The sequence below is a fragment of the Streptomyces sp. G7(2002) genome, from assembly GCF_028870195.1.
In the GTDB taxonomy this organism is placed as follows: Bacteria; Actinomycetota; Actinomycetes; order Streptomycetales; family Streptomycetaceae; genus Streptomyces; species Streptomyces nigrescens.
Genome location: NZ_CP102609.1, coordinates 5,838,128 through 5,859,793 on the forward strand (window position 1 = coordinate 5,838,128; position 21,666 = coordinate 5,859,793).

The 21,666-nt window shown below is 72.3% G+C and carries 18 protein-coding genes; 12 read left to right on the forward strand and 6 right to left on the reverse strand.

Annotation, left to right across the window (positions count from 1 at the left end):
* Positions 1-7: 7 nt before the first annotated feature.
* Positions 8-763 carry a DUF6879 family protein gene (locus NUT86_RS24865; protein WP_274737639.1) on the reverse strand — a complete coding sequence of 252 codons (756 nt, stop codon included), beginning with the start codon at positions 761-763 and terminating at the stop codon, positions 8-10.
* Between the two features lie 812 nt (positions 764-1,575).
* Between NUT86_RS24865 and NUT86_RS24870 the strand changes: the two genes are divergently transcribed.
* Positions 1,576-1,983, forward strand: a complete 408-nt coding sequence (locus tag NUT86_RS24870) for a hypothetical protein (protein ID WP_018089650.1) — start codon at positions 1,576-1,578, stop codon at positions 1,981-1,983.
* Between the two features lie 92 nt (positions 1,984-2,075).
* Here the strand turns inward: NUT86_RS24870 and NUT86_RS24875 are convergent, their stop codons facing one another.
* Positions 2,076-2,558, reverse strand: coding sequence for a nuclear transport factor 2 family protein (locus NUT86_RS24875; protein ID WP_018089649.1), 483 nt, complete (start codon positions 2,556-2,558; stop codon positions 2,076-2,078).
* Positions 2,559-2,950: 392 nt separating this feature from the next.
* Positions 2,951-3,820, reverse strand: a complete 870-nt coding sequence (locus tag NUT86_RS24880; protein WP_093636867.1) for a LysR family transcriptional regulator — start codon at positions 3,818-3,820, stop codon at positions 2,951-2,953.
* A 135-nt stretch (positions 3,821-3,955) separates the two neighbouring features.
* Here NUT86_RS24880 and NUT86_RS24885 point away from each other — a divergent pair, with 135 nt between their 5' ends.
* Positions 3,956-4,894, forward strand: coding sequence for an EamA family transporter (locus NUT86_RS24885; RefSeq protein ID WP_274740613.1), 939 nt, complete (start codon positions 3,956-3,958; stop codon positions 4,892-4,894).
* A gap of 25 nt (positions 4,895-4,919) precedes the next feature.
* On the opposite strand, the gene NUT86_RS24890 is transcribed toward NUT86_RS24885, so the two are convergent.
* Positions 4,920-5,312 (reverse strand): hypothetical protein, encoded by a 393-nt coding sequence (locus NUT86_RS24890; protein WP_266450606.1) that lies wholly within the window; start codon positions 5,310-5,312, stop codon positions 4,920-4,922.
* A gap of 307 nt (positions 5,313-5,619) precedes the next feature.
* On the opposite strand from NUT86_RS24890, the gene NUT86_RS24895 reads away from it, so the two are divergent.
* The 8 genes from NUT86_RS24895 (at position 5,620) to NUT86_RS24930 (ending at position 16,205) form a co-directional block, all read left to right on the forward strand.
* Positions 5,620-6,423 (forward strand): TIGR03084 family metal-binding protein, encoded by an 804-nt coding sequence (locus NUT86_RS24895; RefSeq protein WP_266450608.1) that lies wholly within the window; start codon positions 5,620-5,622, stop codon positions 6,421-6,423.
* Positions 6,420-8,195, forward strand: a complete 1,776-nt coding sequence (locus NUT86_RS24900) for an acyclic terpene utilization AtuA family protein (RefSeq protein WP_274737641.1) — start codon at positions 6,420-6,422, stop codon at positions 8,193-8,195. The genes NUT86_RS24895 and NUT86_RS24900 overlap by 4 nt, the downstream gene beginning before the upstream one ends.
* Positions 8,192-9,790 carry an acyl-CoA carboxylase subunit beta gene (locus NUT86_RS24905; RefSeq protein WP_266450612.1) on the forward strand — a complete coding sequence of 533 codons (1,599 nt, stop codon included), beginning with the start codon at positions 8,192-8,194 and terminating at the stop codon, positions 9,788-9,790. Before NUT86_RS24900 ends, NUT86_RS24905 begins: the two co-directional genes overlap by 4 nt.
* A gap of 7 nt (positions 9,791-9,797) precedes the next feature.
* Positions 9,798-11,717, forward strand: coding sequence for an acetyl/propionyl/methylcrotonyl-CoA carboxylase subunit alpha (locus NUT86_RS24910; RefSeq protein ID WP_274737644.1), 1,920 nt, complete (start codon positions 9,798-9,800; stop codon positions 11,715-11,717).
* A gap of 251 nt (positions 11,718-11,968) precedes the next feature.
* A complete protein-coding gene (locus NUT86_RS24915; protein WP_159486709.1) occupies positions 11,969-13,132 on the forward strand; it encodes an acyl-CoA dehydrogenase family protein in 1,164 nt (387 codons plus the stop codon).
* Positions 13,133-13,234: 102 nt separating this feature from the next.
* Positions 13,235-14,821 (forward strand): 4-coumarate--CoA ligase family protein, encoded by a 1,587-nt coding sequence (locus tag NUT86_RS24920; protein ID WP_274737646.1) that lies wholly within the window; start codon positions 13,235-13,237, stop codon positions 14,819-14,821.
* A complete protein-coding gene (locus NUT86_RS24925) occupies positions 14,818-15,588 on the forward strand; it encodes an enoyl-CoA hydratase family protein (protein ID WP_159486706.1) in 771 nt (256 codons plus the stop codon). Before NUT86_RS24920 ends, NUT86_RS24925 begins: the two co-directional genes overlap by 4 nt.
* Positions 15,576-16,205 (forward strand): TetR/AcrR family transcriptional regulator, encoded by a 630-nt coding sequence (locus NUT86_RS24930; RefSeq protein ID WP_274737647.1) that lies wholly within the window; start codon positions 15,576-15,578, stop codon positions 16,203-16,205. Before NUT86_RS24925 ends, NUT86_RS24930 begins: the two co-directional genes overlap by 13 nt.
* 497 nt (positions 16,206-16,702) lie before the next feature.
* On the opposite strand, the gene NUT86_RS24935 is transcribed toward NUT86_RS24930, so the two are convergent.
* The gene (locus NUT86_RS24935; RefSeq protein ID WP_174876347.1) at positions 16,703-17,806 is read right to left on the reverse strand and encodes a citrate synthase 2; all 1,104 of its coding nucleotides are present in this window, start codon (positions 17,804-17,806) and stop codon (positions 16,703-16,705) included.
* 471 nt (positions 17,807-18,277) lie between these two features.
* Here NUT86_RS24935 and pdxH point away from each other — a divergent pair, with 471 nt between their 5' ends.
* Complete coding sequence (gene pdxH / locus NUT86_RS24940) at positions 18,278-18,901, forward strand: pyridoxamine 5'-phosphate oxidase (RefSeq protein WP_274737649.1); 624 nt, start codon at positions 18,278-18,280, stop codon at positions 18,899-18,901.
* 430 nt (positions 18,902-19,331) lie between these two features.
* On the forward strand, positions 19,332-20,861 hold the full coding sequence (locus tag NUT86_RS24945; RefSeq protein ID WP_159486704.1) for a PAS domain-containing protein: 1,530 nt from the start codon (positions 19,332-19,334) through the stop codon (positions 20,859-20,861).
* Between the two features lie 13 nt (positions 20,862-20,874).
* On the opposite strand, the gene NUT86_RS24950 is transcribed toward NUT86_RS24945, so the two are convergent.
* The gene (locus NUT86_RS24950; protein WP_093636903.1) at positions 20,875-21,642 is read right to left on the reverse strand and encodes an SIS domain-containing protein; all 768 of its coding nucleotides are present in this window, start codon (positions 21,640-21,642) and stop codon (positions 20,875-20,877) included.
* Positions 21,643-21,666 lie beyond the last annotated feature (24 nt).

Below are 21,666 nucleotides of genomic sequence, written 5' to 3' on the forward strand. Positions count from 1 at the left end.
ACGCTCGCTACTCCTCCGCAGTCAATTGCGCCGCGAACTGCTTGAAAGGAACGGCGTGGTGCCACGCCGCGTCGCGTACCTGGGCGTACCTGAGTACACGTTCGGGTTCCTTGATCAGCTCGACGTCAATCAAGTTGTCCGCGTCGTCGAAGTTGAGCAGTGCGACAAGTCGCGAATCGAAGATCCAAAAGTCCTCGACGGGCAGGTGGAGGCGATTGGCATCCGAGCGCCACAGGTTGCGGATGTCCTCTCCGACCGCGCTGTTCCGCTTCGCATTGTCAAGGAGGTAGAGCTGTCCTGTGGTTGCCGGATTGTCGACGATGCGGACCCGCTCGAAGCGCTTTCCGAGAGCGGTCTGTTCACGCCGCCGTGCGCACCAGTCCGGGCTGACACCCTCCCACGCTACTGGCTCGCCCCGCGTGAACTGGGCGTAAGTTGTGGTGCCTTCGTCGCTTGCGTAGCGCCCCCGCGTCTCCAGGCGCCAGGCCGTATGTTCGAACGAGGTGAAGAGCCGTCCGAAGGCGTCCAGATCAATGATCTTCGGCACGCGTGTGACCTCCTTGGGCCCGAAGTCGACGAGCAGTGCTCGCGGCACCACGATCGGGGTTTCGCCAGGAGACAGCCGTTGAAGCTGTGCGATGTCGTCAGGGTCGGTCAGCTGCGGGCCGTGCACGATGATCTCGCCGCTATCGAGGTCCTCGTGTACTGACGGGCAGCCGTCTTCGTCGCTCCCCGTGCCGTTGAAGCGCAGTCGTCGCGCCATGATCTACCCCCTTCGTAGGCATGTTGAGATCAGGATTGCGTCTCACTGCACGGCTCAACCAGGGGGTGAGGCCCATGACATGAGAATGCCAGAGAATAGTCGAGGAGGCATCGAGAATATCGGAGAATATCGGCCTCCGTAGCCGCCCCTGGCTCTCTAGCGTCCTGGCCATGACTACACCGGACCGGACTAGTCCCGTCGGAGCGGCCGAGCCCCTCCACCATGCGCCAGCCTCTGACGGGATCGTCGAATTCGGCAGTGCCCCGTGCCACGTTGAGGACGCGTCACCCGAGGTGCAGCTCTCGGTGCGGATTCATTCCCGGCTGGAGTCCCATTGTCCAGATTGCGCTGCGCTGGAGCGCGGCCGGAAGCAGGCCGAGGCGGACCGGGACCCCAGCAAGGTGACCGACTTCAACGTCTTGATCGTCCGGCACCGGATGACGCACCCGGCGGGACCGTGAACGGGAGCGGGCAGTCCTGATAACTCCCGCCCCGGCCGCCATTCCCTGGCAGGACACGGCCGGAGCGGGGTGGGCCCGCAAAGGGGCCCTCGCAAGTGCGCGACGACGCGCGGACCGACCGTGCGTCGACTCAGCACCCGAGGAGATGACCATGCGATACCGCCTCGATCCGGTCAAGTACGGCGGCGATGAGGACGACAACCAGAGCGGTAACCCCAACGGAGGCTGCGGCGACGGCCAAGGCTGCGGGCGCCAGTAGTACGTGGATCAGGCGGCCCCGTCCCTCCACCGGGGCGTGGGCCGCCGCCCATTCGGACCAGTTCACGCGGAGCGTTCGTACCAGGGAGAGCGATGACCGGACCTCACCACCATGCCTACGTCTGGCTCGGCAGCGGCGATGTTCTCGTCAAGCCGGGGGACGCTCATCGGCGACCGGGCCACAAGGAGTTTGCGTCCGCGCAGGTGATGCCGCTGGAGTGCGCGGACTGGCTGCTGAAGCCGGCCGACCGGATCGAGGCGACGTTCGAGGAGCCGAAGGAGGCGGCCGACTGGTACGACGCGCAACTCGACCACTACGTCGAGCTCTTCGTCGGCTCCTACCCGCCGAGGCCGTTGTACGAGGAGACCGTACGGGCCCTGTCCGCCGGTGAGGACCGGGTCGGGGGCTGGTGGGTGAGCGGGGGACGGTTCCTCTCGTTGAACCTGATCGCCTGTAGTCCGCACCGGGTGCGACCTGATCTCGCGTGCCCGCTGCGGTAGCCCACTACGGGGCCGATCCGCACTGCCCGGGACGGAAGTCAGGGAGGTGGAGCGGGCGCGTTGAGGCGGGCACACGAACCATCGGACAGTGGCTAGTCGGCCGTGGTGAATGAGTGGAGGGTGTCCGTGCCCGTGGTCCACCAGACGCCGAGCCGTTGGCGGGTCAGGCGCCATCCGTCGGTGCCCCGGGTGAACTCCCAGTCGTAGGGGCCGCCCATGGCATAGGGCGAAGCGGTCGTCCCGGGGTCGGCGACGGCCACGAACCACATGTAGCCGATGCCGGTCGCCCGGTCGCCCTGCACCTCGAAGTCCGTGTTGAGGAGGTGGTGCTGCATGCTGGTGTACGGCGCTTCGGCCTCGATGACCTTGGCCAGGATCGCCTCCCGGCCGTGCACCTGCTGCCACGGACCGAACTCCAGGACCGCGTCCTCGGCCCAGCACTCGATCCAGGTGCGCCAGGCCTTGCGGTCCAGCGCCCGCCAGCCGTGGATCAGCAGCGCACGCAGGGACTCCTTGTCCTCCAGGCGCTGCAGGCGTCGTACGAAGGTGGCGTCGTTGCCGGGGGAGACGGACACAGCGTCTGCTCCTCTGAGAGGGGTCATGGGCCACGGCGTCGGCCGGCGACGAGAGCGTTCGCGTCGGCCGGATGCGCCGGATGCGGCAACTCTGGGCCGTCGGCGCCCACTCAGCCAGGACGGGCCGAGGCCGGGTGCCGTACACCCAGGAGGGGCGAGGCCGGGTGTCGTACACCCAGGAGGGGCCGAGGTCGGGTGTCGCACACCCAGGGGAGGGGGCGAGGCCGGGTGTCGCACACCCAGGTACGGGACGGACGTGCGCCTACCGTCGGTTGCCGGGGACCCCTGCGCTCAGCCGGTCCGCTCGCCCGGGGTGAAGTAGCTGCGCGCGGCCGGAAGGAGGAGCACCGCGGCGATCGCGGCGGTGCACAGTTCGGGGAGGTACCGGTACGTCACGGCCGGCCCTGGTGATGCCCCATGACCTCGTGGGCCAGCCTGATCAGGTCCGGGATCCGCGGGTGCCCCGGGCCGTCGCGCCAGGCGATGACGACGGGGACGGGCGGGGCGTCGGTCAGGGGGACGTAGGCCATGGCCGGGTGCGGGTGCATATCGGCGGTGGCGGAGGTGGTGACGCCCACGGCGCGGCCGCCGGTGATGGCGGCCAGCCAGTCGTCGGTGTTGCCGATGGTGATCGTGGAAGCGGGGCGGGCCGAGGGCGGCCACAGGTCGAGGGAGGTGATCCCGGAGACGGTGTTGACGGCGATGGTGCGGTCGGCCAGATCGGCGAGGGAGAGGGCGGTGCGGTGGGCGAGCGGGTCGTCGGCGGGCAGTCCGGCCACTCGGGGTTCGGTGGTCAGCCGCTCGGTGATCAGGCCCGGGGCGAGGACCTCGCCGCGGAGCAGGGCCGCGTCCACCTCGCCGCGGGCGAGACCGGCCGTGCGGTCGTCGATGCGGAGGAGTTCGAGCGGGGTCGCCGGGTGCTCCTCGTGCCAGCGGCGGAGCAGCGCGGTGGTGTCCGTACCGGCGCCCGCCCAGGCATGGCCCAGCCGCAGCGGCCAGCCGGTGTGGTGGGCGTAGCCGAGCGCCCGGTCGAAGGCGGCCACCGCGACCGCGGCCCGGTCGCGGAAGGACAGGCCGTCGGGGGTGAGCGCGAGGTGATGGGTGGAGCGGTCGACGAGGCGGACGCCCAGCGCCTGCTCCAGCTGGCGCAGGGTGCGGGAGACGGCGGGCTGGGTCAGATGCAGCCGCTCGGCGGCGCGGGTGATGCTGAGGGTGTCGGCGATGGCGAGAAAGCAGCGGAAATGACGCAGCTCGATGCTCATGCGTGCGGAGCATAACAACAGGGGAAAAGGCATTTCACGGACCGGAAGGGCGGGCCGTAGCGTGGTGGCGTGAATGCTTCGCCCGAGAGCCCCGATGGCGGGACCCCCGCCACCCCCGCCCCTCCCGTCCACACCATGCCCGCCGATCACGGCGGGCTGCCGCATCCCATACCGTCCTCGCCAGAGGTGCTGACGGCGGAGGCGCAGGCCGGGACCGCCGGTGCGACGGGTGCGCGCGGGCGGATCGGGTCGGTGGCGCTGGTCATCGGCGGGATCGTCTCGCTGCAGTTCGGCGCTTCGGTGGCGGTGCTGCTCTTCCCGCGGGCCGGTGCGCTGGGCGTCGTCACGCTGCGGCTGGTCGTCGCCTCGCTGGTGCTGCTGCTCGTGTGCCGTCCCAAGGTCCGTGGCCATGCGCGGGGCGACTGGGCCACGGTGCTGGCCTTCGGCGTCGCACTGGCCGGTATGAACTCGCTCTTCTACGAGGCGATCGACCGCATTCCGCTGGGCGCCGCGGTCACCCTGGAGTTCCTCGGCCCGCTGATTCTTTCGGTGGCGACCTCCCGCAGGCTGCTGAGCCTGGTGTGGGCATCGCTGGCGCTGGGCGGTGTGGTGCTGCTGGGGCGCGAGGGGTTCGACGGGCTCAATCTGGCCGGAGCCGGGTTCGCGCTGGCGGCCGGCGGGCTGTGGGCCGCCTACATCCTGCTCTCCGCCCGTACGGGCCAGCGCTTCCCGCAGGCGGACGGACTGGCGCTGGCGATGACCGTCGCGGCGCTGCTCAGCCTGCCGCTCGGCATCGTCAGCGCGGGCTCCGCCCTGCTGAACCCGGTCACGCTGGGGCTGGGCGCCGCGGTCGCCCTGATGTCGTCCGTCCTGCCCTACACCCTGGAACTGCTCGCCCTGCGCAAGCTCCCGGCCTCCGGCTTCGCGGTGATGATGAGCCTGGAGCCGGCCGCCGCTGCCACCGCCGGATTCCTCGTACTGCACCAGGCACTGGGCTGGGCCGAGGTGCTGGCGATCGGCCTGGTCGTGATCGCGAGTGTGGGGGCGGTACGGAGCGCGGCGGCCCACGGCTGAGCTACGGGCCGCCCGCGGCCGCCCGTTAGGGGTAGCACTCCTTGGGCGGGTGCACCGGGGAGGCGAAGTGCCCGGAGTGGACCCATGACGTCGGCATGGAGTTGTACAGCCGGTACCAGAGCCGCCCGGAGGGTGTCTTGGTGGTCTGGCACTGGATCCGCACGGGGGTGCCCTGCCGGTACGTCCGGAAGCGGTGGGCGTCGGAGGAGGGCTTGGCATAGATGGGGGCGCCGTGGACGCTGGCGACCACCATGGTCTTGTACCGGGCAGCCACCGGGGCGGCCGTCGACTCGGCCGATAACGGGGTGGCGGTTGCCGCGCCGCCGCAGGCGACGAGGAGGGCGACGGCCGCCGCCCCGACCCCGGCTGCGCGCCGCTTCGGGATGATGCGCATCTTCAGACCTTCCGTAGATGACATGGCGTCATCCGCGGTGCCTCCCATGACGTGTTGCCATGTCAGCCCCCGCGGACGGCACTGATCAAGCCTCTGTCGCCGGGTGCGGCGGATGCATCCTCCTCAAGCAGCAAGCGCCTGCACCATCCGCAGTAGGACCGCTGAGGAAAAAATCATGCAGGCGTGCTTGATTGTTTCTGGTCGCGCTGCCACGCTCGGAGCGCACCCGCACCACACCGCACCCGTACGGCCGCAGCACTCCGCCGCGGCCGTCGCCGTTTGTCAACGCGCCCCGCTGCCCCGGCAGTTGGGTGGATGAGGGGAGTGTCGCGTGTCCGATCCCGGCGCCGTATTGGCGGATCTCAGGGCGGAGAGCGAGGAGCTGGACGCACTGGTCGCCGGGCTGCCGGCCGAGCGCTGGGCGGCCCCGACGCCCGCCGCGGGTTGGACGGTTGCCCATCAGATCGCCCACCTGGCCTGGACCGACCGGCAGGCGCTGCTCTCGGCCACCGACCCGGACGGGTTCGCGCGGGCCGCGCAGGAGGCGCTCGCCGCACCGCTCACCTTCGTCGACGAGGCCGCCGAAGCCGGTGCGCGCACACCGCCCGCCGAGTTGCTCGCGGACTGGCGGGCGGGGCGGGAGGCGCTGCAGCGCGCGCTGGCGGAGCGGCCCGAGGGCGGGAAACTGCCCTGGTACGGCCCGCCGATGAGCGTGGCGTCGATGGCCACCGCGCGGCTGATGGAGACCTGGGCGCACGGGCAGGACGTCGCCGATGCGCTGGGTGCCGTACGGCCTCCCACCGCGCGGCTGCGGCATATCGCCCGGATCGGGGTCCGGACCCGCAACTTCGCCTATGCGACGCATCAACTCACCCCGCCGGACGAGGAGTTCCGGGTCGAGCTGCGGGCGCCCGACGGCACGGTGTGGGAGTACGGGCCGCCGGATGCCGCACAGCGGGTGACCGGTGAGGCGCTGGAGTTCTGTCTGCTGGTGACCCAGCGGGCGCACCGGGCCGATCTGCCGTCCGTACGGGCCGAAGGGGCGGACGCGGAACGGTGGCTGGAGATCGCGCAGGCCTTCGCGGGCCCCCCGGGGAAGGGCCGGGAGCCGTCCGGGAAGGCCGCCACCTCATGAGCGACGGCCGCACCGCAGACTCCGCAGAGGACACCGGCCCCATACGACCCACACACCCCGTACGTCCCATCGGCGCCGACCCCGCCACCCTCCGCATCGGCAATGCCTCCGGCTTCTACGGCGACCGCTTCGACGCGCTGCGCGAGATGCTCACCGGCGGGCCGCTGGACGTGCTGACCGGCGACTACCTCGCCGAGCTGACCATGCTGATCCTCGGCCGGGACCGGCTGAAGGACCCCACCCGCGGATACGCCAGGACCTTTCTGCGGCAGCTGGAGGACGGGCTCGGGCTGGCCGTCGAACGCGGGGTGCGGATCGTCACCAACGCGGGCGGGCTGAACCCGGCCGGACTCGCCGACGCCGTACGGGAGTTGGCGGACAAGGTCGGTGTGCCCGTGCGTGTGGCGCATGTGGAGGGCGATGATCTGCTGGCGCGCGGCGGGTGGGGCGAGGGGGTGCTGACCGCCAACGCCTACCTGGGCGGCGGGGGTATCGCCGCCTGTCTGCGGGCCGGTGCCGATGTGGTGGTGACCGGGCGGGTCACCGATGCCGCGCTGGTCAGCGGCGCGGCCCAGGCCCACTTCGGCTGGCGGCCCGAGGATCTGGACCAGCTGGCCGGTGCGGTGGTCGCCGGGCATGTCCTCGAATGCGGCACCCAGGCCACCGGCGGCAACTACTCCTTCTTCGAGGGCCATGACCTGCTGCGGCCCGGCTTCCCGCTCGCCGAGATCGCCGCCGACGGCAGCTCGGTGATCACCAAACACCCGGGCACCGGCGGCGCGGTCACCACCGGCACGGTCACCGCCCAGCTGCTGTACGAGACGGCCGGGGCCCGCTACGCCGGGCCGGACGTCACCGCGCGGCTGGACACCGTACGGCTGACGGAGGAGGCGCCGGACCGGGTCCGGATCGACGGAGTGCGGGGCGAGGCGCCGCCGCCCACCCTCAAGACCGGGCTGACCCGCCTCGGCGGCTGGCGCAACGAGGTCACCTTCGTCCTGACCGGGCTGGATGTGGCGGCCAAGGCCGCGCTGGTCCGCCGGCAGATGGAGGCGGCCCTCGACGCGGCGGAGCACCGCCCGGCCGAGGTGCGCTGGACGCTGGCCCGTACCGATCGGGAGGACGCGGACGTCCAGGAGGAGGCGAGCGCACTGCTGCGGCTGGTGGTGCGGGACCCCGACCAGGACGCGGTGGGCCGGGTGGTCAGCGGCGCCGCGGTCGAGCTGGCGCTGGCCAGCTACCCCGGCTTCCATGTCACCGCGCCGCCCGGCAAGGGCACCCCGTACGGGGTCTTCGAGGCGGTGGCGGTGGACGCGGCCGGGGTGCCGCATGTCGCCGTACTGCCGGACGGCACCCGGATCAGCAGTCAACATGCGCCCAGCACGCAGGAGTTGGTGCGGCTGCCCGACCCACCGCTCCCCGAGTCGCTGCCCGCCGGGGCCACCCGTCGCGGCCCCCTCGGCCAGGTGGCCGGAGCCCGCAGCGGCGACAAGGGCGGCTCGGCGAACGTCGGGGTGTGGGCCCGCACCGACCGGGCCTGGCGCTGGCTGGCGCACGAGCTGACCGTCGAGCGGTTCCGGCAGCTGCTGCCCGAGACCGCCGAACTGCCGGTCGACCGGCACGTACTGCCGAATCTTCGGGCGCTCAACTTCGTCGTCGACGGGCTGCTCGGCGAGGGCGTCGCCGCGCAGGCCCGGTTCGATCCCCAGGCCAAGGCCGTGGGGGAGTGGCTGCGTTCGCGGCACATGGACATACCGGAGGTGTTGTGGTGACCGTGCTCGGAACCGGGCTCGATCCGTCGGGCGCCGAGTACGCGGAGCGTCGTACGGCGATGCTCGCGAAGCTGGCGGAGATCGAGGCCGAACACACCAAGGCGACCGAGGGCGGCGGGGAGAAGTACGTCGCCCGGCACCGCAAGCGCGGCAAGCTGCTGGCCCGGGAGCGGATCGAGCTGCTCGTCGACCCCGACACCCCGTTCCTGGAGCTGTCGCCGCTCGCGGCCTGGGGCAGCGACTACCAGGTCGGCGCCTCGCTGGTCACCGGCATCGGCACGGTCGCGGGCGTGGAGTGCGTGATCACCGCCAACGATCCGACGGTACGCGGCGGCGCCAGCAACCCCTGGACGCTGAAGAAGTCGCTGCGGGCCAATGAGATCGCCTTCGCCAACCGCCTCCCGGTGATCTCCCTCGTCGAGTCCGGCGGCGCCGACCTGCCCAGCCAGAAGGAGATCTTCATCCCGGGCGGGGCGCTGTTCAGGGACCTCACCCGGCTGTCCGCGGCCGGTATCCCGACCGTCGCCGTGGTCTTCGGCAACTCGACCGCGGGCGGCGCCTACGTCCCCGGCATGTCCGACCACGTGATCATGGTCAAGGAGCGCGCCAAGGTGTTCCTGGGCGGCCCGCCGCTGGTGAAGATGGCGACCGGCGAGGAGAGCGACGACGAGTCGCTGGGCGGCGCCGAGATGCACGCCCGCACCTCCGGGCTCGCGGACCACTTCGCGGTGGACGAGCCGGACGCGCTGCGCCAGGCCCGGCGCGTGGTCGCCCGCCTCAACCGGCACAAGGCACAGCCCGATCCGGGCCCGGCCGCACCGCCCAAGTACGACGAGGAGGAGCTGCTGGGCATCGTCCCGGGCGACCTCAAGGCGCCGTTCGACCCCCGCGAGGTCATCGCCCGGATCGTGGACGGCTCGGACTTCGACGAGTTCAAACCGCTCTACGGGCCGAGCCTGACGACCGGCTGGGCCGAGCTGCACGGCTACCCGGTCGGCGTCCTCGCCAACGCCCAGGGCGTCCTGTTCAGCGCCGAGTCCCAGAAGGCCGCCCAGTTCATCCAGCTGGCCAACCAGCGCGACATCCCCCTCCTGTTCCTCCACAACACCACCGGCTACATGGTCGGCAAGGAGTACGAGCAGGGCGGCATCATCAAACACGGCGCGATGATGATCAACGCGGTGTCGAACTCGAAGGTCCCGCACCTCTCCGTCCTCATGGGCGCCTCCTACGGTGCAGGCCACTACGGCATGTGCGGCCGCGCCTTCGACCCCCGTTTCCTGTTCGCCTGGCCGAGCGCCAAGTCCGCCGTCATGGGACCGCAGCAGCTCGCCGGGGTGCTCTCGATCGTCGCCCGCGCGTCGGCGGCGGCCAAGGGACAGCCGTACGACGACGAGGCCGACGCCGGGCTGCGCGCGATGGTCGAGCAGCAGATCGAGTCGGAGTCGCTGCCGATGTTCCTGTCCGGGCGGCTCTACGACGACGGCGTCATCGACCCGCGCGACACCCGAACCGTCCTCGGCCTGTGTCTGTCCGCCCTCCACAACGCCCCCGTCGAGGGCGCGCGGGGCGGCTTCGGCGTCTTCCGGATGTGAGGCAGAAGTGATCCGTTCCGTACTCGTCGCCAACCGTGGCGAAATAGCCCGGCGGGTCTTCCGCACGTGCCGTGAACTGGGCATCGCAACCGTCGCCGTGCACTCGGACGCGGACGCCGGAGCCCCGCACGTACGGGAGGCCGACACCGCCGTACGGCTCCCGGGCGACGCCCCCGCCGACACCTACCTGCGCGGCGATCTGCTGGTGCGGGCCGCACGAGCCGCCGGCGCCGACGCGGTCCACCCCGGCTACGGCTTTCTCTCCGAGAACGCCGGATTCGCCACGGCGGTGGCCGAAGCGGGCCTGGCCTGGATCGGGCCGCCACCCGCCGCCATCGAGGCCATGGCCTCCAAGACGCGGGCCAAGGAGCTGATGGACCGGGCCGGGGTGCCGCTGCTGGCCCCCGTCGACCCCGGACAGGCCACCGAGGCCGATCTGCCGCTGCTGGTGAAGGCGGCGGCCGGCGGCGGCGGCCGCGGTATGCGCGTGGTCTCTGAACTATCCGCTCTCGAAGGGGAGTTGAAGGCAGCCGCGGTCGAGGCGACATCCGCCTTCGGCGACGGCGAGGTGTTCGTCGAGCCCTACGTCGTCGGCGGACGCCATGTCGAGGTGCAGATCCTCGCCGACGGCCACGGGACCGTCTGGACCCTCGGTACCCGCGACTGCTCCCTCCAGCGCCGCCACCAGAAGGTCATCGAGGAGGCCCCGGCCCCCGGGCTGTCCGAGGAACTGCGGGCCACCCTGCACCGGGCCGCGGACCGGGCCGCCCGCGCCATCGGCTACCGGGGCGCCGGCACCGTGGAGTTCCTGGTAGACCGCACCGGGCGGGCGTTCTTCCTGGAGATGAACACCCGCCTCCAGGTCGAACACCCGGTCACCGAGGCCGTTTACCGCCTCGACCTGGTCGCCCTCCAGCTGAGCATCGCCGAAGGCCGCCCTCTGGACCCCGAACCACCGCGGCCCCACGGGCACGCCGTGGAGGCACGGCTCTACGCGGAGGACCCGGCGGCCGGCTGGCAGCCGCAGACCGGCACCCTGCACCGGCTCGCGCTGCCCGACGGCGTCCGGCTGGACTCCGGTGTGACCGACGGCGACACCATCGGCGTCCACTACGACCCGATGCTCGCCAAGGTCATCGCCTGGGCACCGAGCCGCGACGAGGCCGTACGGAAACTGGCCGGCGCCCTGGAACGAGCCGCCCTCCACGGCCCCGTCACCAACCGCGACCTGCTCGTCCGCTCCCTGCGCCACCCGGAGTTCACCGACCCCGGCGCGCTGGACACCGGCTTCTACGACCGCCACCTCGCCGAGCTGACCGAGGCCGGCACCGACGGGGCACCCGTCTTCGCGCTCGCCGCCGCCCTCGCCGACGCACACGGCCGCTCCCGCTTCGGCGGCTTCCGCAACGTCCCCTCAGGACCCCAGGTCAAGACCTACGCCTGCGGGGCCACCGAGCACACCATCCGCTACCGGCTCGGCCGGGACGGACTACGGGCCGAGGACTTCCCCGGCGTACGCCTGCTCGCCCTCGGCCCGGACGAGGTCGTGCTCGAAATCGACGGACTACGGCGGCAGTTCGCGATCACCCGCTACGGCGACCGCGTCCATGTCGACGCCCCACCGGCCCCGGGCGGGACCACCACACCCACCTCCCACGCCTTCACCGCACTGCCCCGCTTCCCCGACCCCACCGCCCGTACGGAGCCCGGCTCCCTCCTGGCGCCGATGCCCGGCACGGTCGTACGGATCGCGGCGGGCCTCACCGAGGGCGACCCGGTCGAGGCCGGCCAGCCGCTGCTGTGGCTGGAGGCCATGAAGATGGAACACAAGATCACCGCCCCCTCCGCAGGCACCCTCACCACACTCCCCGTCCACCCGGGCCAGCAGGTAGAAGTAGGCACCCTCCTGGCCGTCGTCACGGACTGACGGCACCACCCCCGGGGCTTTGACAGCTCCCCCCACCGGGGTGGGGCCCGCCACGAGACGCGAGGTGTCGGGGCCGGAGGGGCGGGGTGTGGGACGTAAAGCGCAGCAGTCCCACACCCCGCCCCGGAGGCCCCGACACCGCACCACCCACACACCTGGGCCCCACCCCACAAACCCTCTCCACCGCCGAAGGCGGGAACGGCGCCGCGCTCGGCAACGCAACCGGAACCGACGACCCCCGAGGAGACCCCATGGGCACCCCGACCATCGAATCCGAGGAACACCGAGCCCTGCGTGCGGCGGTAGCCGCCCTCGGCAACCGCTACGGCCGCGAATACTTCGCCCGAGTCGTGGCCGAGGGCGCACACACCGACGAACTCTGGGCGGAGGCCGCCAAACTCGGCTACCTCGGCGTCAACCTCCCCGAGGAGCACGGCGGCGGAGGCGGCGGCATCGTCGAACTCTCCATCGTCCTGGAGGAGTTGGGCGCCGCCGGCTGCCCACTGCTGATGCTGGTCGTCTCGCCCGCCATCTGCGGTACGGTCCTCGCCCGGTTCGGCACCGAGGAGCAGAAGCGCACCTGGCTGCCGGGCCTGGCCGACGGCTCCCGCAAGATGGCCTTCGGCATCACCGAACCGGACGCCGGCTCCAACTCGCACCGCATCACCACCACCGCCCGCAAGGACGGCGGGGACTGGGTCCTCAACGGCCGCAAGGTCTTCATCTCGGGCGTCGACATCGCCGACGCCACCCTGATCGTCGGCCGCACCGAGGACGCTCGCACCGGCCGCCTCAAGCCCTGCCTGTTCATCGTGCCGCGCGACACCCCCGGCTTCGGCCGCAGCCCCATCGCGATGGAACTGTCCGCGCCGGAGAAGCAGTTCGAGCTGACCCTGGACGAGGTGCGGCTGCCCGCCGAGGCGCTGGTCGGTGACGAGGACGCCGGGCTGCTCCAGTTGTTCGCCGGGCTCAACCCGGAGCGGATCATGACCGCCGCCTTCGCCCTCGGCATGGGCCGCTACGCCCTCGGCCGGGCCGTCGACTACGCCCGCACCCGCCAGGTGTGGAAGGAGCCCATCGGCACCCACCAGTCCCTCGCCCACCCGCTCGCCCAGGCCCATATTGAGCTGGAGCTCGCCCGGCTGATGATGCAGAAGGCCGCGCATCTCTATGACGCGGGCGACGACATGGGCGCGGGCGAGGCCGCCAACATGGCCAAGTACGCGGCGGCCGAGGCCGCGGTGCACGCGGTCGACCAGGCCGTCCACACCCTCGGCGGCAACGGCCTCACCCAGGAGTACGGCCTCGCCTCGATGATCACCGCCGCCCGGGTGGCGAGGATCGCGCCGGTCAGCCGCGAGATGATCCTCAACTTTGTCTCGCACCAGTCCCTGGGGCTGCCCAAGTCGTACTGAGGACGGGATGCTGACCGTGCCGGCCGGGCGGCCCGTCCCGGCCGGAGGGGCGGCTCCGCACCCGCCCCGCCCGCCGTACCTCCGCGAAGGGAAGGCCCAGGCATGGTGTTCCACGTGTTCCACAGCGAGTACGCCGACGTCGCGCCCGTAGAGCTGCCGATCCATGAGGCCGTCCTCGGGCGGGCGGCGGAGTACGGCGACCGGCCCGCACTGATCGACGGCCTCGACGGCACCGCCGTCAGCTATGCCGAACTGGACCGCCTCAGCCGCCGGATCGCGGCCGGCCTGGCAGCGTCCGGGGTCCGCAAGGGCGACGTGCTGGCCCTGCACAGCCCGAACACCGTGCTCTTCCCGGCCGTGTTCCACGCCGCCTCGCGCTGCGGGGCGGCGGTCACCACCGTCCATCCGCTCGCCACCGAGGGCGAGTTCACCAAACAGCTCCAGGACTCCGGGGCCCGCTGGATCGTGACCGTGTCGGCGCTGCTGGACACCGCCCGCACCGCCGCACAGCAGACCGGCGGTGTCGCCGAGATCCTCGTCTGCGACCGGGCCGCCGGCCACCGCTCCGTCCTCGACCTGGCGGCCTGCACAGGACCGGAACCGTCCGTCACCCTCGACCCGGCCCACGACCTGGCCGTACTGCCCTACTCCTCCGGCACCACCGGCACCCCCAAGGGCGTGATGCTCACCCACCGCAGCATCGCCACCAACCTCGCCCAGCTCGCCCCACTGGTCTCCAACGGGCCCGACGACCGGGTGCTGGCCGTGCTGCCGTTCTTCCACATCTACGGGCTGACCGCCCTGATGAACGCCCCGCTGCGCAACGGCGCCACCGTCGTCGTCCTGCCCCGCTTCGACCTGAAGCAATTCCTCGCCACCATCGAGCAGCACCGCATCACGGCCGTCTACGTGGCACCCCCGATCGTCCTCGCCCTCGCCAAACACCCCCTGGTCGCCGACTACGACCTCTCCTCCCTGCGCTACCTGGTCTCCGCCGCGGCACCCCTGGACGCCGAACTGGCGGCGGCCTGCTCCCGCCGGCTCGGCCTCCCGCCGGTGCTCCAGGCGTACGGCATGACCGAGTTGTCCCCAGGCACCCACTGCGTCCCCCTCGACACTCCGAACCCGCCGCCGGGCGCCGTCGGCAAGCTGATCCCCAACACCGAGATGCGCCTGGTGTCCCTGGAGACCGGCGAGGACGTGGGGCCCGGGGAGAGCGGCGAGATCCTCATCCGCGGGCCCCAGGTCATGAAGGGCTATCTGGGACGGCCCGCCGAGACCGACGCGATGATCGACCCCGAGGGCTGGCTGCACACCGGCGACATCGGGCGGACCGACGGCGGCTGGCTCCATGTCGTCGACCGCGTCAAGGAGTTGATCAAGTACAAGGGCTACCAGGTCGCCCCCGCCGACCTCGAAGCACTGCTGCTCGGCCATGACGCGATCGCCGACGCCGCGGTCATCGGCGTCCGGGACGAGGACGGCAACGAGGTGCCCAAGGCGTTCGTGGTGCGGCAGCGGGGGGCCCGGCTGAGCGAGGACGAGGTGATCGCGTACGTTGCCGGACAGGTCGCCCCGTACAAGAAGGTGCGCCGCGTGGAATTCCTGGCCAGCGTGCCGCGCGCCACCACCGGAAAGATCCTGCGGCGCGAACTGCGCGCCAGGGAAAGGAGCTCGACGCCCCGATGACCGACGCACCCGCGACACCCCTCGTCCCGCGCTCCCACGAGCACGGCATCACCACCCTCACCCTGGACTCCCCGCACAACCGCAACGCCCTCTCCACCCGCCTGGTGGCCGAACTGCACCAGGCGCTCGCGGCCGCCGCGGCCGACGACGCCACCCGCGCCGTCGTGCTCACCCACACCGGCGGCACGTTCTGCGCCGGCGCGGACCTCTCCGAGGCCACCTCGGGCACGGCGAAGGACGGCCCGCTGGGTCTGGCCAAGCTGCTGCGCGCCCTCGTGGCGCTGCCCAAACCGGTCGTCGCCCGGGTCACCGGACACGTCCGGGCCGGCGGCCTGGGGCTGCTCGGCGCCTGCGACATCTCCGCGGCCGGACCGGACGCCACGTTCGCCTTCACCGAGGCCCGGCTCGGCCTCGCCCCCGCCGTCATCTCGCTGCCGCTGCTGCCCCGGCTGGACCCGCGGGCCGCCGGCCGCTACTACCTGACCGGCGAGAAGTTCAACGCCGCCGAGGCGGCCAGGATCGGCCTGGTCACCCTCGCCGCCGACGACGTCGACACCGGCCTCGCGCCCGTACTGGACGGCCTGCGCAAGGGCTCACCGCAGGGCCTGGCCGAGTCGAAGAAGCTGGTCACCGCCCCGGTGCTGGCCGCCTTCGACCGCGACACCGAGGCGCTCGCCGAACAGTCCGCGCGGCTCTTCGGCTCCGCGGAGGCCCGCGAGGGCATGACCGCCTTCCTGGAACGACGGGCCCCGGCATGGGCGCGCTGACCCCCGCCCGCGGCCCCAAGCAGCCCCAGCAGGAACGCAGCCGCGCCACCCGGCTCAAACTGCTGGAGGCCGCGGTCTCCTGCCTGGCGGAGCGCGGCTGGAGCGGCAGCACGGTCGCGGTGGTCGCCGAGCGGGCCGGCGTCTCCCGGGGCGCCGCCCAGCACCACTTCCGTACCCGCGAGGACCTGTTCACGGCGGCCGTCGAACATGTCGCGGAGAAGCGCCAGGGCGCCGTCAAGGCGGTCGCCCACAACCTGCCGCCGGCCGGCTCCGTCGCCCGCACCTGGGTCATCGTCGAGGAACTCGTCGGCCTCTACACGGGACCGCTGTTCCGCGCCGCGCTGCATCTGTGGGTGGCCGCCTCCGACGAGGACCAGCTGCGTGACCGGGTCACCGCCCTGGAGGCCCGCGTCGGCCGGGAGGCCCACCGCACGGCGGTGGCGCTGCTCGACGCGGATGAGGCGGTGGCCGGTGTCCGCGAGACCGTCCAGGGCCTGCTCGACATGGCCCGTGGCCTGGGCCTTGCGAATCTCCTTACGGACGATTCGGCCCGCCGGGAGCGGGTCGTCGAGCAATGGGCAAAGATCATCGACGCGATCCTTTGCCCTGATGGCTAGGGTGCCCTCCCCCTTCTTTTCGGCTGTCCCGCCGTGGTGGTTGCTCGCCGTTGCGCCTGCGGCGGGCGGGTGGGTGTCGGGTGCGGTGACGGGCCTCCGGGGCCTGGTGTGTGGACTGCTTCGCTTTACGTCCACACCAGGCCTTCCCCTCCCGATGAGGGGAGGAGTGGCGGTGGAGTGGGGGCGGGCGTCCGTAGGCGGCGCTTTCCTTCTGCTTCGCGAGCAGTGGACCACCGGCACCCCCACCAGCCGTTTTTCCCACCCACCAACGGGAGGGACGGGCCGGAGGGGAGGGGTGTGGGACGTAAAGCAAGCAGTCCCACACCCCTCCCCCGGAGGTCCGTCACCGCACCCCGACAGCCCCGCGCAGCGGACCGGCCCGCCGCAGGCGCCACGGCGGGGACCCGCAAGCATCACCCGCGCCCAAGCCCCGCGCAGCGGACCCGCAACGGCGAGAAACAATCACGGCGGGAAAGCCAAAAACGTGGGAAGCCTGCTCACCGCGCCGCGAGGCCGTCGTACCCGTCGATCTCCCGCGGGCTGCGCGTACGGGGCCCCACATACCGGGCCGACGGCCGGACCAGTCGGCCCGTCCGCTTCTGTTCCAGGATGTGCGCGCTCCACCCCGCCGTGCGGGCACACGTGAACATCGAGGTGAACATGTGGGCCGGGACCTCGGCGAAGTCGAGGACGATGGCGGCCCAGAATTCGACGTTGGTGGCCAGCACGCGGTCCGGGCGGCGGCTGCGCAGTTCGTGGAGTGCGGCCTTCTCCAGGGCCTCGGCGACCTCGAAGCGGGGGGCGCCCAGTTCCTGGGCGGTCCGCCGCAGCACCCGCGCCCGGGGGTCCTCGGCGCGGTAGACACGGTGGCCGAAGCCCATCAGCCGGCCGCCCTTGTCCAGCGCCTGCCGGACGTAGGCCGAGGCGTCGCCGGTCCGCTCGACGTCCTCGATCATGCCGAGGACGCGGGAGGGGGCGCCGCCGTGCAGCGGACCGGACATCGCGCCGACCGCGCCGGACAGCGCCGCCGCCACATCCGCGCCGGTGGAGGCGATGGCGCGGGCGGTGAAGGTGGAGGGGTTCATGCCGTGCTCGGCGGCCGAGGTCCAGTAGGCGTCGACGGCCTTGACGTGCTGGGGGTCGGGCTCGCCGCGCCAGCGCTTCATGAAGCGCTCCACGATGGTGTCCGCCTTGTCGATCTCCTTCTGCGGCACCATCGGCAGGCCAGGGCCGCGCGCCGACTGGGCCACGTACGACAGCGCCATCACCGCGGCGCGGGCGAGGTCGTCACGGGCCGTCTGCTCGTCGATGTCCAGGAGCGGCTTCAGGCCCCATACGGGCGCGAGCATGGCGAGCGCCGACTGCACATCGACCCGGATGTCACCGGAGTGCACCGGGATCGGGAAGGGCTCCGCGGGCGGCAGGCCGGGGTTGAACGCGCCGTCGACCAGCAGTCCCCAGACGTTTCCGAAGGACACCTTCCCGACGAGATCTTCGATGTCGACACCGCGGTAGCGGAGCGAACCGCCTTCCTTGTCCGGCTCGGCGATCTCCGTCTCGAACGCGATGATTCCTTCGAGCCCGGGTACGAAGTCGGACATCAGGCAGCTCCTCAAGATGGGGACGGCAAGCGGTCCGTGACCGGCTGCCGTGCGGTCGAGTCTCTGGTGTGCGGTGCCGGTGCGGTTCCGCGGCTGCGCCGGCAGCTCGCGGTCCGTACCGGTCACCCCGGTGATGCCCCGCCAGGGGGTGGGTCACGCGACGGTCTTGTCCGCGGTGGTCGGTCCGCGGGCGGCCAGGTGCGCTGTGGTGCGCCCCTTCAGGCCGGACGGACACGATAGCTCTCTGTGCCCGGGGTCCACAGGGGGCCTGCCCCTGATTGTGGCGGGTCCCTCACCTGCGGGGAGTCGTGCGACCCGCACACCGGTCGATCTGCCGACGGGAGGGTTACGGCCGGTCGACGAGGGGCAGACTTCCGCCCCTCCCGGCTGACCGCGTCCGACCGGGTGTTGCAAGATGAGGCCGTGCACCCAGCCGACGCGCCTCATGCCGAGACCCCCGATCCCTCTTCCATGCGCGCCCATTACCGCGCCGAGGGACTCGTCGAGTCCGACCTTGCCGCCAGCCCGTACGACCAGTTCGCGCGCTGGTTCAAGGACGCCACGGTGGCCGGTCTGCACGAGCCGAACGCGATGGTCGTCTCGACGGTGGACCCGGCGGGCCGGCCGAGCTCACGGACCGTGCTCCTGAAGGCGTTCGACGACCGCGGCTTTGTGTTCTTCACGAACTACAACAGCCGGAAGGGCCGTGAACTGGCCGAGAATCCGGCCATCTCGCTGCTGTTCCCCTGGCACCCCCTCGCCCGTCAGGTCGTGGTGACCGGCACCGCGGAGCGCATCGGCCGTGACGAGACCGCCGCCTACTTCCGCACCCGTCCGCACGGCTCCCAGCTGGGAGCCTGGGCCAGCGACCAGTCCGAACGGGTCGGCTCGCGCGAGGAACTGGAGCGCGCCTACGAGGAATTGGCGGCCCGCTACCCGGAGGGCGAGCAGGTGCCGGCGCCGCCGCACTGGGGCGGCTACCGGATCGCCGCCGAGACGATCGAATTCTGGCAGGGCCGGCTCAACCGGCTGCACGACCGGCTGCGGTACGTGCGGGAGGGCGACGCCTGGAGCGTGGAGCGGCTGGCGCCCTGAGGACAGGGGCGGCGGGGCCGGTGCCCCGTCGCCGGGCCGCGGGTCATCCGCCGTACGCAGACGCAGACGACCCGCGGGCTGCTTCCTCCGCGCTCGGTGGCGCGAAGGGCCGGTCGGACGAACCGGCAGCCCGCGGGTCGGGTGACTGCTTGGGATTGGCCGGCTGCGCATCTGCAGTATGCGCTGGTCCGGCGCTGCACTTCGGTGAAGCGACGGGCCGCTAGCCCGCAGCCACCTCACGCGTCCGGTGCGAAATCATTGGCCGAACCACCTCCCTTCTCGTGTGCTCCACAGATTAGGAAGCCGTCCGGCCGCACACAAGGGAATTTCCCGTTAGCAACGATTTCCGCGAATCGGGTGTGTGCTGTGTCACGTTCCAGTTGAATGTTCCCAGGTGGAGCATGTGTGGCCGCGTTCATAAGGGGTGCCAGTGACTGCTTCGTCAGCTTCTTCCGCCGCGTCGGCCTCGGCGCGCTGCGCCGCCGACGAGACCGATGACTCGGGTCTGCTCGCCGCGCTCCTGGACGGTATGGACGCCGCCCTGGCCGCCTTCGCCGCGGACGGCACGGTCACCCACTGGAACCACGAAGCCGAGCGCATCCTGGGCTGGACCACCGCCGAGGCCGTCGGCCGTACGGGCCTGACCGGCTGGGCGGTCCGCAAGGAGGACGCCGACGGGATCGAGGCCGCGCTGGCGGCCGCCATGCGCTCCCCGGGCCGCCAGGTCCATGAGTTCGCCCTGCTGACCAAGGACGGCCACCGCGTCCTCGTCCGCACCCAGTCCTCCGCGGTCCGCGCCCCCGGCGGCCGGGTCGTGGGCGTCTACTGCGCCTTCAGCGAGGTGCACACCCAAATGGACCTGGAGCGGTCCATCGCGCTCAGCGAGGCGCTGTTCGAGGACGCGTCGTGGGGCGTGGTGCTGATCGACGCCGATCTGCGGCCCGCGGTCGTCAACGCGCACGCCGCCCGTGCCCTGGGTGTGGGGCGCACGGCCCTGCTGGGCCGCCCCCTGGGCGAGCTGCTGGCGCAGGGCGTCGAGGAGCTGGAGTGCGCCCTGCAGCACGTCCTCGCCGAGGGCGCGCCGCCGGCCGCCGCCGAGCTGTGGGTGACGCTGCGCTCCGCGGAGGCCGAGGTGCCGCGCCGGTGCTGGCGCAGCGGCTTCGTCCGGCTGGCCTCCCCGCTGGCGGAGGAGCCGGTACCGCTGGGCGTGGCCTGGCTCTTCCAGGACGTCACGGACGCCAAGCGCGCCGAGCAGGAGAGCTCCCTGCTGCGCTTCCGTGCCCAGCAGCTGCACCGGGCGGGCCGGGCGGCCGCGGAGTGCCCGGACCCGGCCGGGGCCGCCGCGGTCCACCTCGACTTCGCGCTGGCGGGCTTCGCCGACCACGGTCTGGTCGATCTCGCCACGACGCCCGCGCCGGCCCCGTTCGGGGCGGTCGCCGAGGGCGATGGGTTCGATGCGTACGACGTGGAGGGCGCGTACGGGGCGGAGGGTGCGGCGGGCGCCGGGGGCGGGGCCGGACCGTCGTCCGGTGCCGGGGGCGCCGCCGTCACCGGGGCGGGGGCCGGGCGCCGTGCGCGAGCGGGCGCGCCCCGTCTGGTGCGGACCCTGGTGTCTCCGGCGGGTTCCCCCGGGCCGTCCGAGACGTTGGCGGCGGCCGGCATTCCCGCGCCGTATGTGCCGGGCCATCCGGCGCTCCAGGCGTACGAGCGGCGCGGTTCGGTGCGTACCAGCGCCGGGCCCGCCTCGCCCGAGGGCTGGGCGGCCGCCCGTAATTGGCCGGACGGCACCGTGCACGGGCTGTGTGTGGTGCTGTGCAGCCGCGGCCGCAGGCTCGGCGTCGCGACCTTTCTGCGGGCGCCCGCGCGCCGCCCGTTCGACCGCGCGGACGCGGACTACGCGGAGGAGGTCGCGGCGCGGATCGCCGCGTCCCTGGACCTCGCGGGCGCGGCCGCGCGCTGAGGGCGCCGGCCGCTCACTGCCGGTAGAAGATCCGGTCCGCGTACGCGCCCATCACCCGGGCGTTCCAGTCGTGCCCGCCGTCGACGTTGCCGGAGCGCAGCAGCGGCGGGTCGATGCCCCGCTCGGCGAGCGTGCCCGCGGCCGTCGCCACCACGGCCTGCATGATCGCGCTGGTGACGACCGTGGAGGCGGGGGCGAACGGCGCGTCGATGCCCGGCAGCGTCAGCTCCGCGTCGCCGACCGGGATCCGGCTGTCCAGCACGAGATCGCAGTGGTCCCTGAGGAAGCCCCCGGAGGCGTGCCGGGAGGTGGTCGCGTCCGCGTACGCCACCGACGTCACGCCGATGACCTTGATGCCGAGGGCGCGGGCGTGCAGGGCCATCTCGACGGGCAGCGCATTGCGCCCGGAGAGCGAGATGATCACCAGCACATCGCCCGGCTCCAGCGGGCTGGTGTCCAGGACGGCCGCGGCCAGCCCGTCGACCCGCTCCAGCGCGCTGCCGAGGGTCGCCGGCCGCACGTCCACGCCGACCACGCCCGGGACGGACAGCAGATTCATGATCGCCAGCCCGCCCGCGCGGTAGACCGTGTCCTGGGCGGGGAGCGAGGAGTGCCCGGCACCGAAGGAGAAGACCCGGCCGCCCGCCGCGACGGTGTCCGCGATCAGTGCACCGGCCGCGGTGATCCGGTCGCCCTCCTCGTCGCGGACCTGCTGCAGCAGGTCGATCGCGGCGTCGAAGTACTTCCCGGCCAGCCGGTCGCTCCGGTCGCTCTCAGCCATGGCCGCGGGCCCCTCTCGTCGGAT

Coding starts and splice junctions, on each gene's coding strand:
- NUT86_RS24865 (WP_274737639.1), bottom strand. CDS start 763: ATGGCGCGACGACTGCGCTTCAACGGCACGGGGAGCGACGAAGACGGC.
- NUT86_RS24870 (WP_018089650.1), top strand. CDS start 1,576: ATGACCGGACCTCACCACCATGCCTACGTCTGGCTCGGCAGCGGCGAT.
- NUT86_RS24880 (WP_093636867.1), bottom strand. CDS start 3,820: ATGAGCATCGAGCTGCGTCATTTCCGCTGCTTTCTCGCCATCGCCGAC.
- NUT86_RS24885 (WP_274740613.1), top strand. CDS start 3,956: ATGCCCGCCGATCACGGCGGGCTGCCGCATCCCATACCGTCCTCGCCA.
- NUT86_RS24890 (WP_266450606.1), bottom strand. CDS start 5,312: ATGTCATCTACGGAAGGTCTGAAGATGCGCATCATCCCGAAGCGGCGC.
- NUT86_RS24900 (WP_274737641.1), top strand. CDS start 6,420: ATGAGCGACGGCCGCACCGCAGACTCCGCAGAGGACACCGGCCCCATA.
- NUT86_RS24915 (WP_159486709.1), top strand. CDS start 11,969: ATGGGCACCCCGACCATCGAATCCGAGGAACACCGAGCCCTGCGTGCG.
- NUT86_RS24920 (WP_274737646.1), top strand. CDS start 13,235: ATGGTGTTCCACGTGTTCCACAGCGAGTACGCCGACGTCGCGCCCGTA.
- NUT86_RS24925 (WP_159486706.1), top strand. CDS start 14,818: ATGACCGACGCACCCGCGACACCCCTCGTCCCGCGCTCCCACGAGCAC.
- NUT86_RS24930 (WP_274737647.1), top strand. CDS start 15,576: ATGGGCGCGCTGACCCCCGCCCGCGGCCCCAAGCAGCCCCAGCAGGAA.
- NUT86_RS24935 (WP_174876347.1), bottom strand. CDS start 17,806: ATGTCCGACTTCGTACCCGGGCTCGAAGGAATCATCGCGTTCGAGACG.
- pdxH (WP_274737649.1), top strand. CDS start 18,278: ATGCGCGCCCATTACCGCGCCGAGGGACTCGTCGAGTCCGACCTTGCC.
- NUT86_RS24950 (WP_093636903.1), bottom strand. CDS start 21,642: ATGGCTGAGAGCGACCGGAGCGACCGGCTGGCCGGGAAGTACTTCGAC.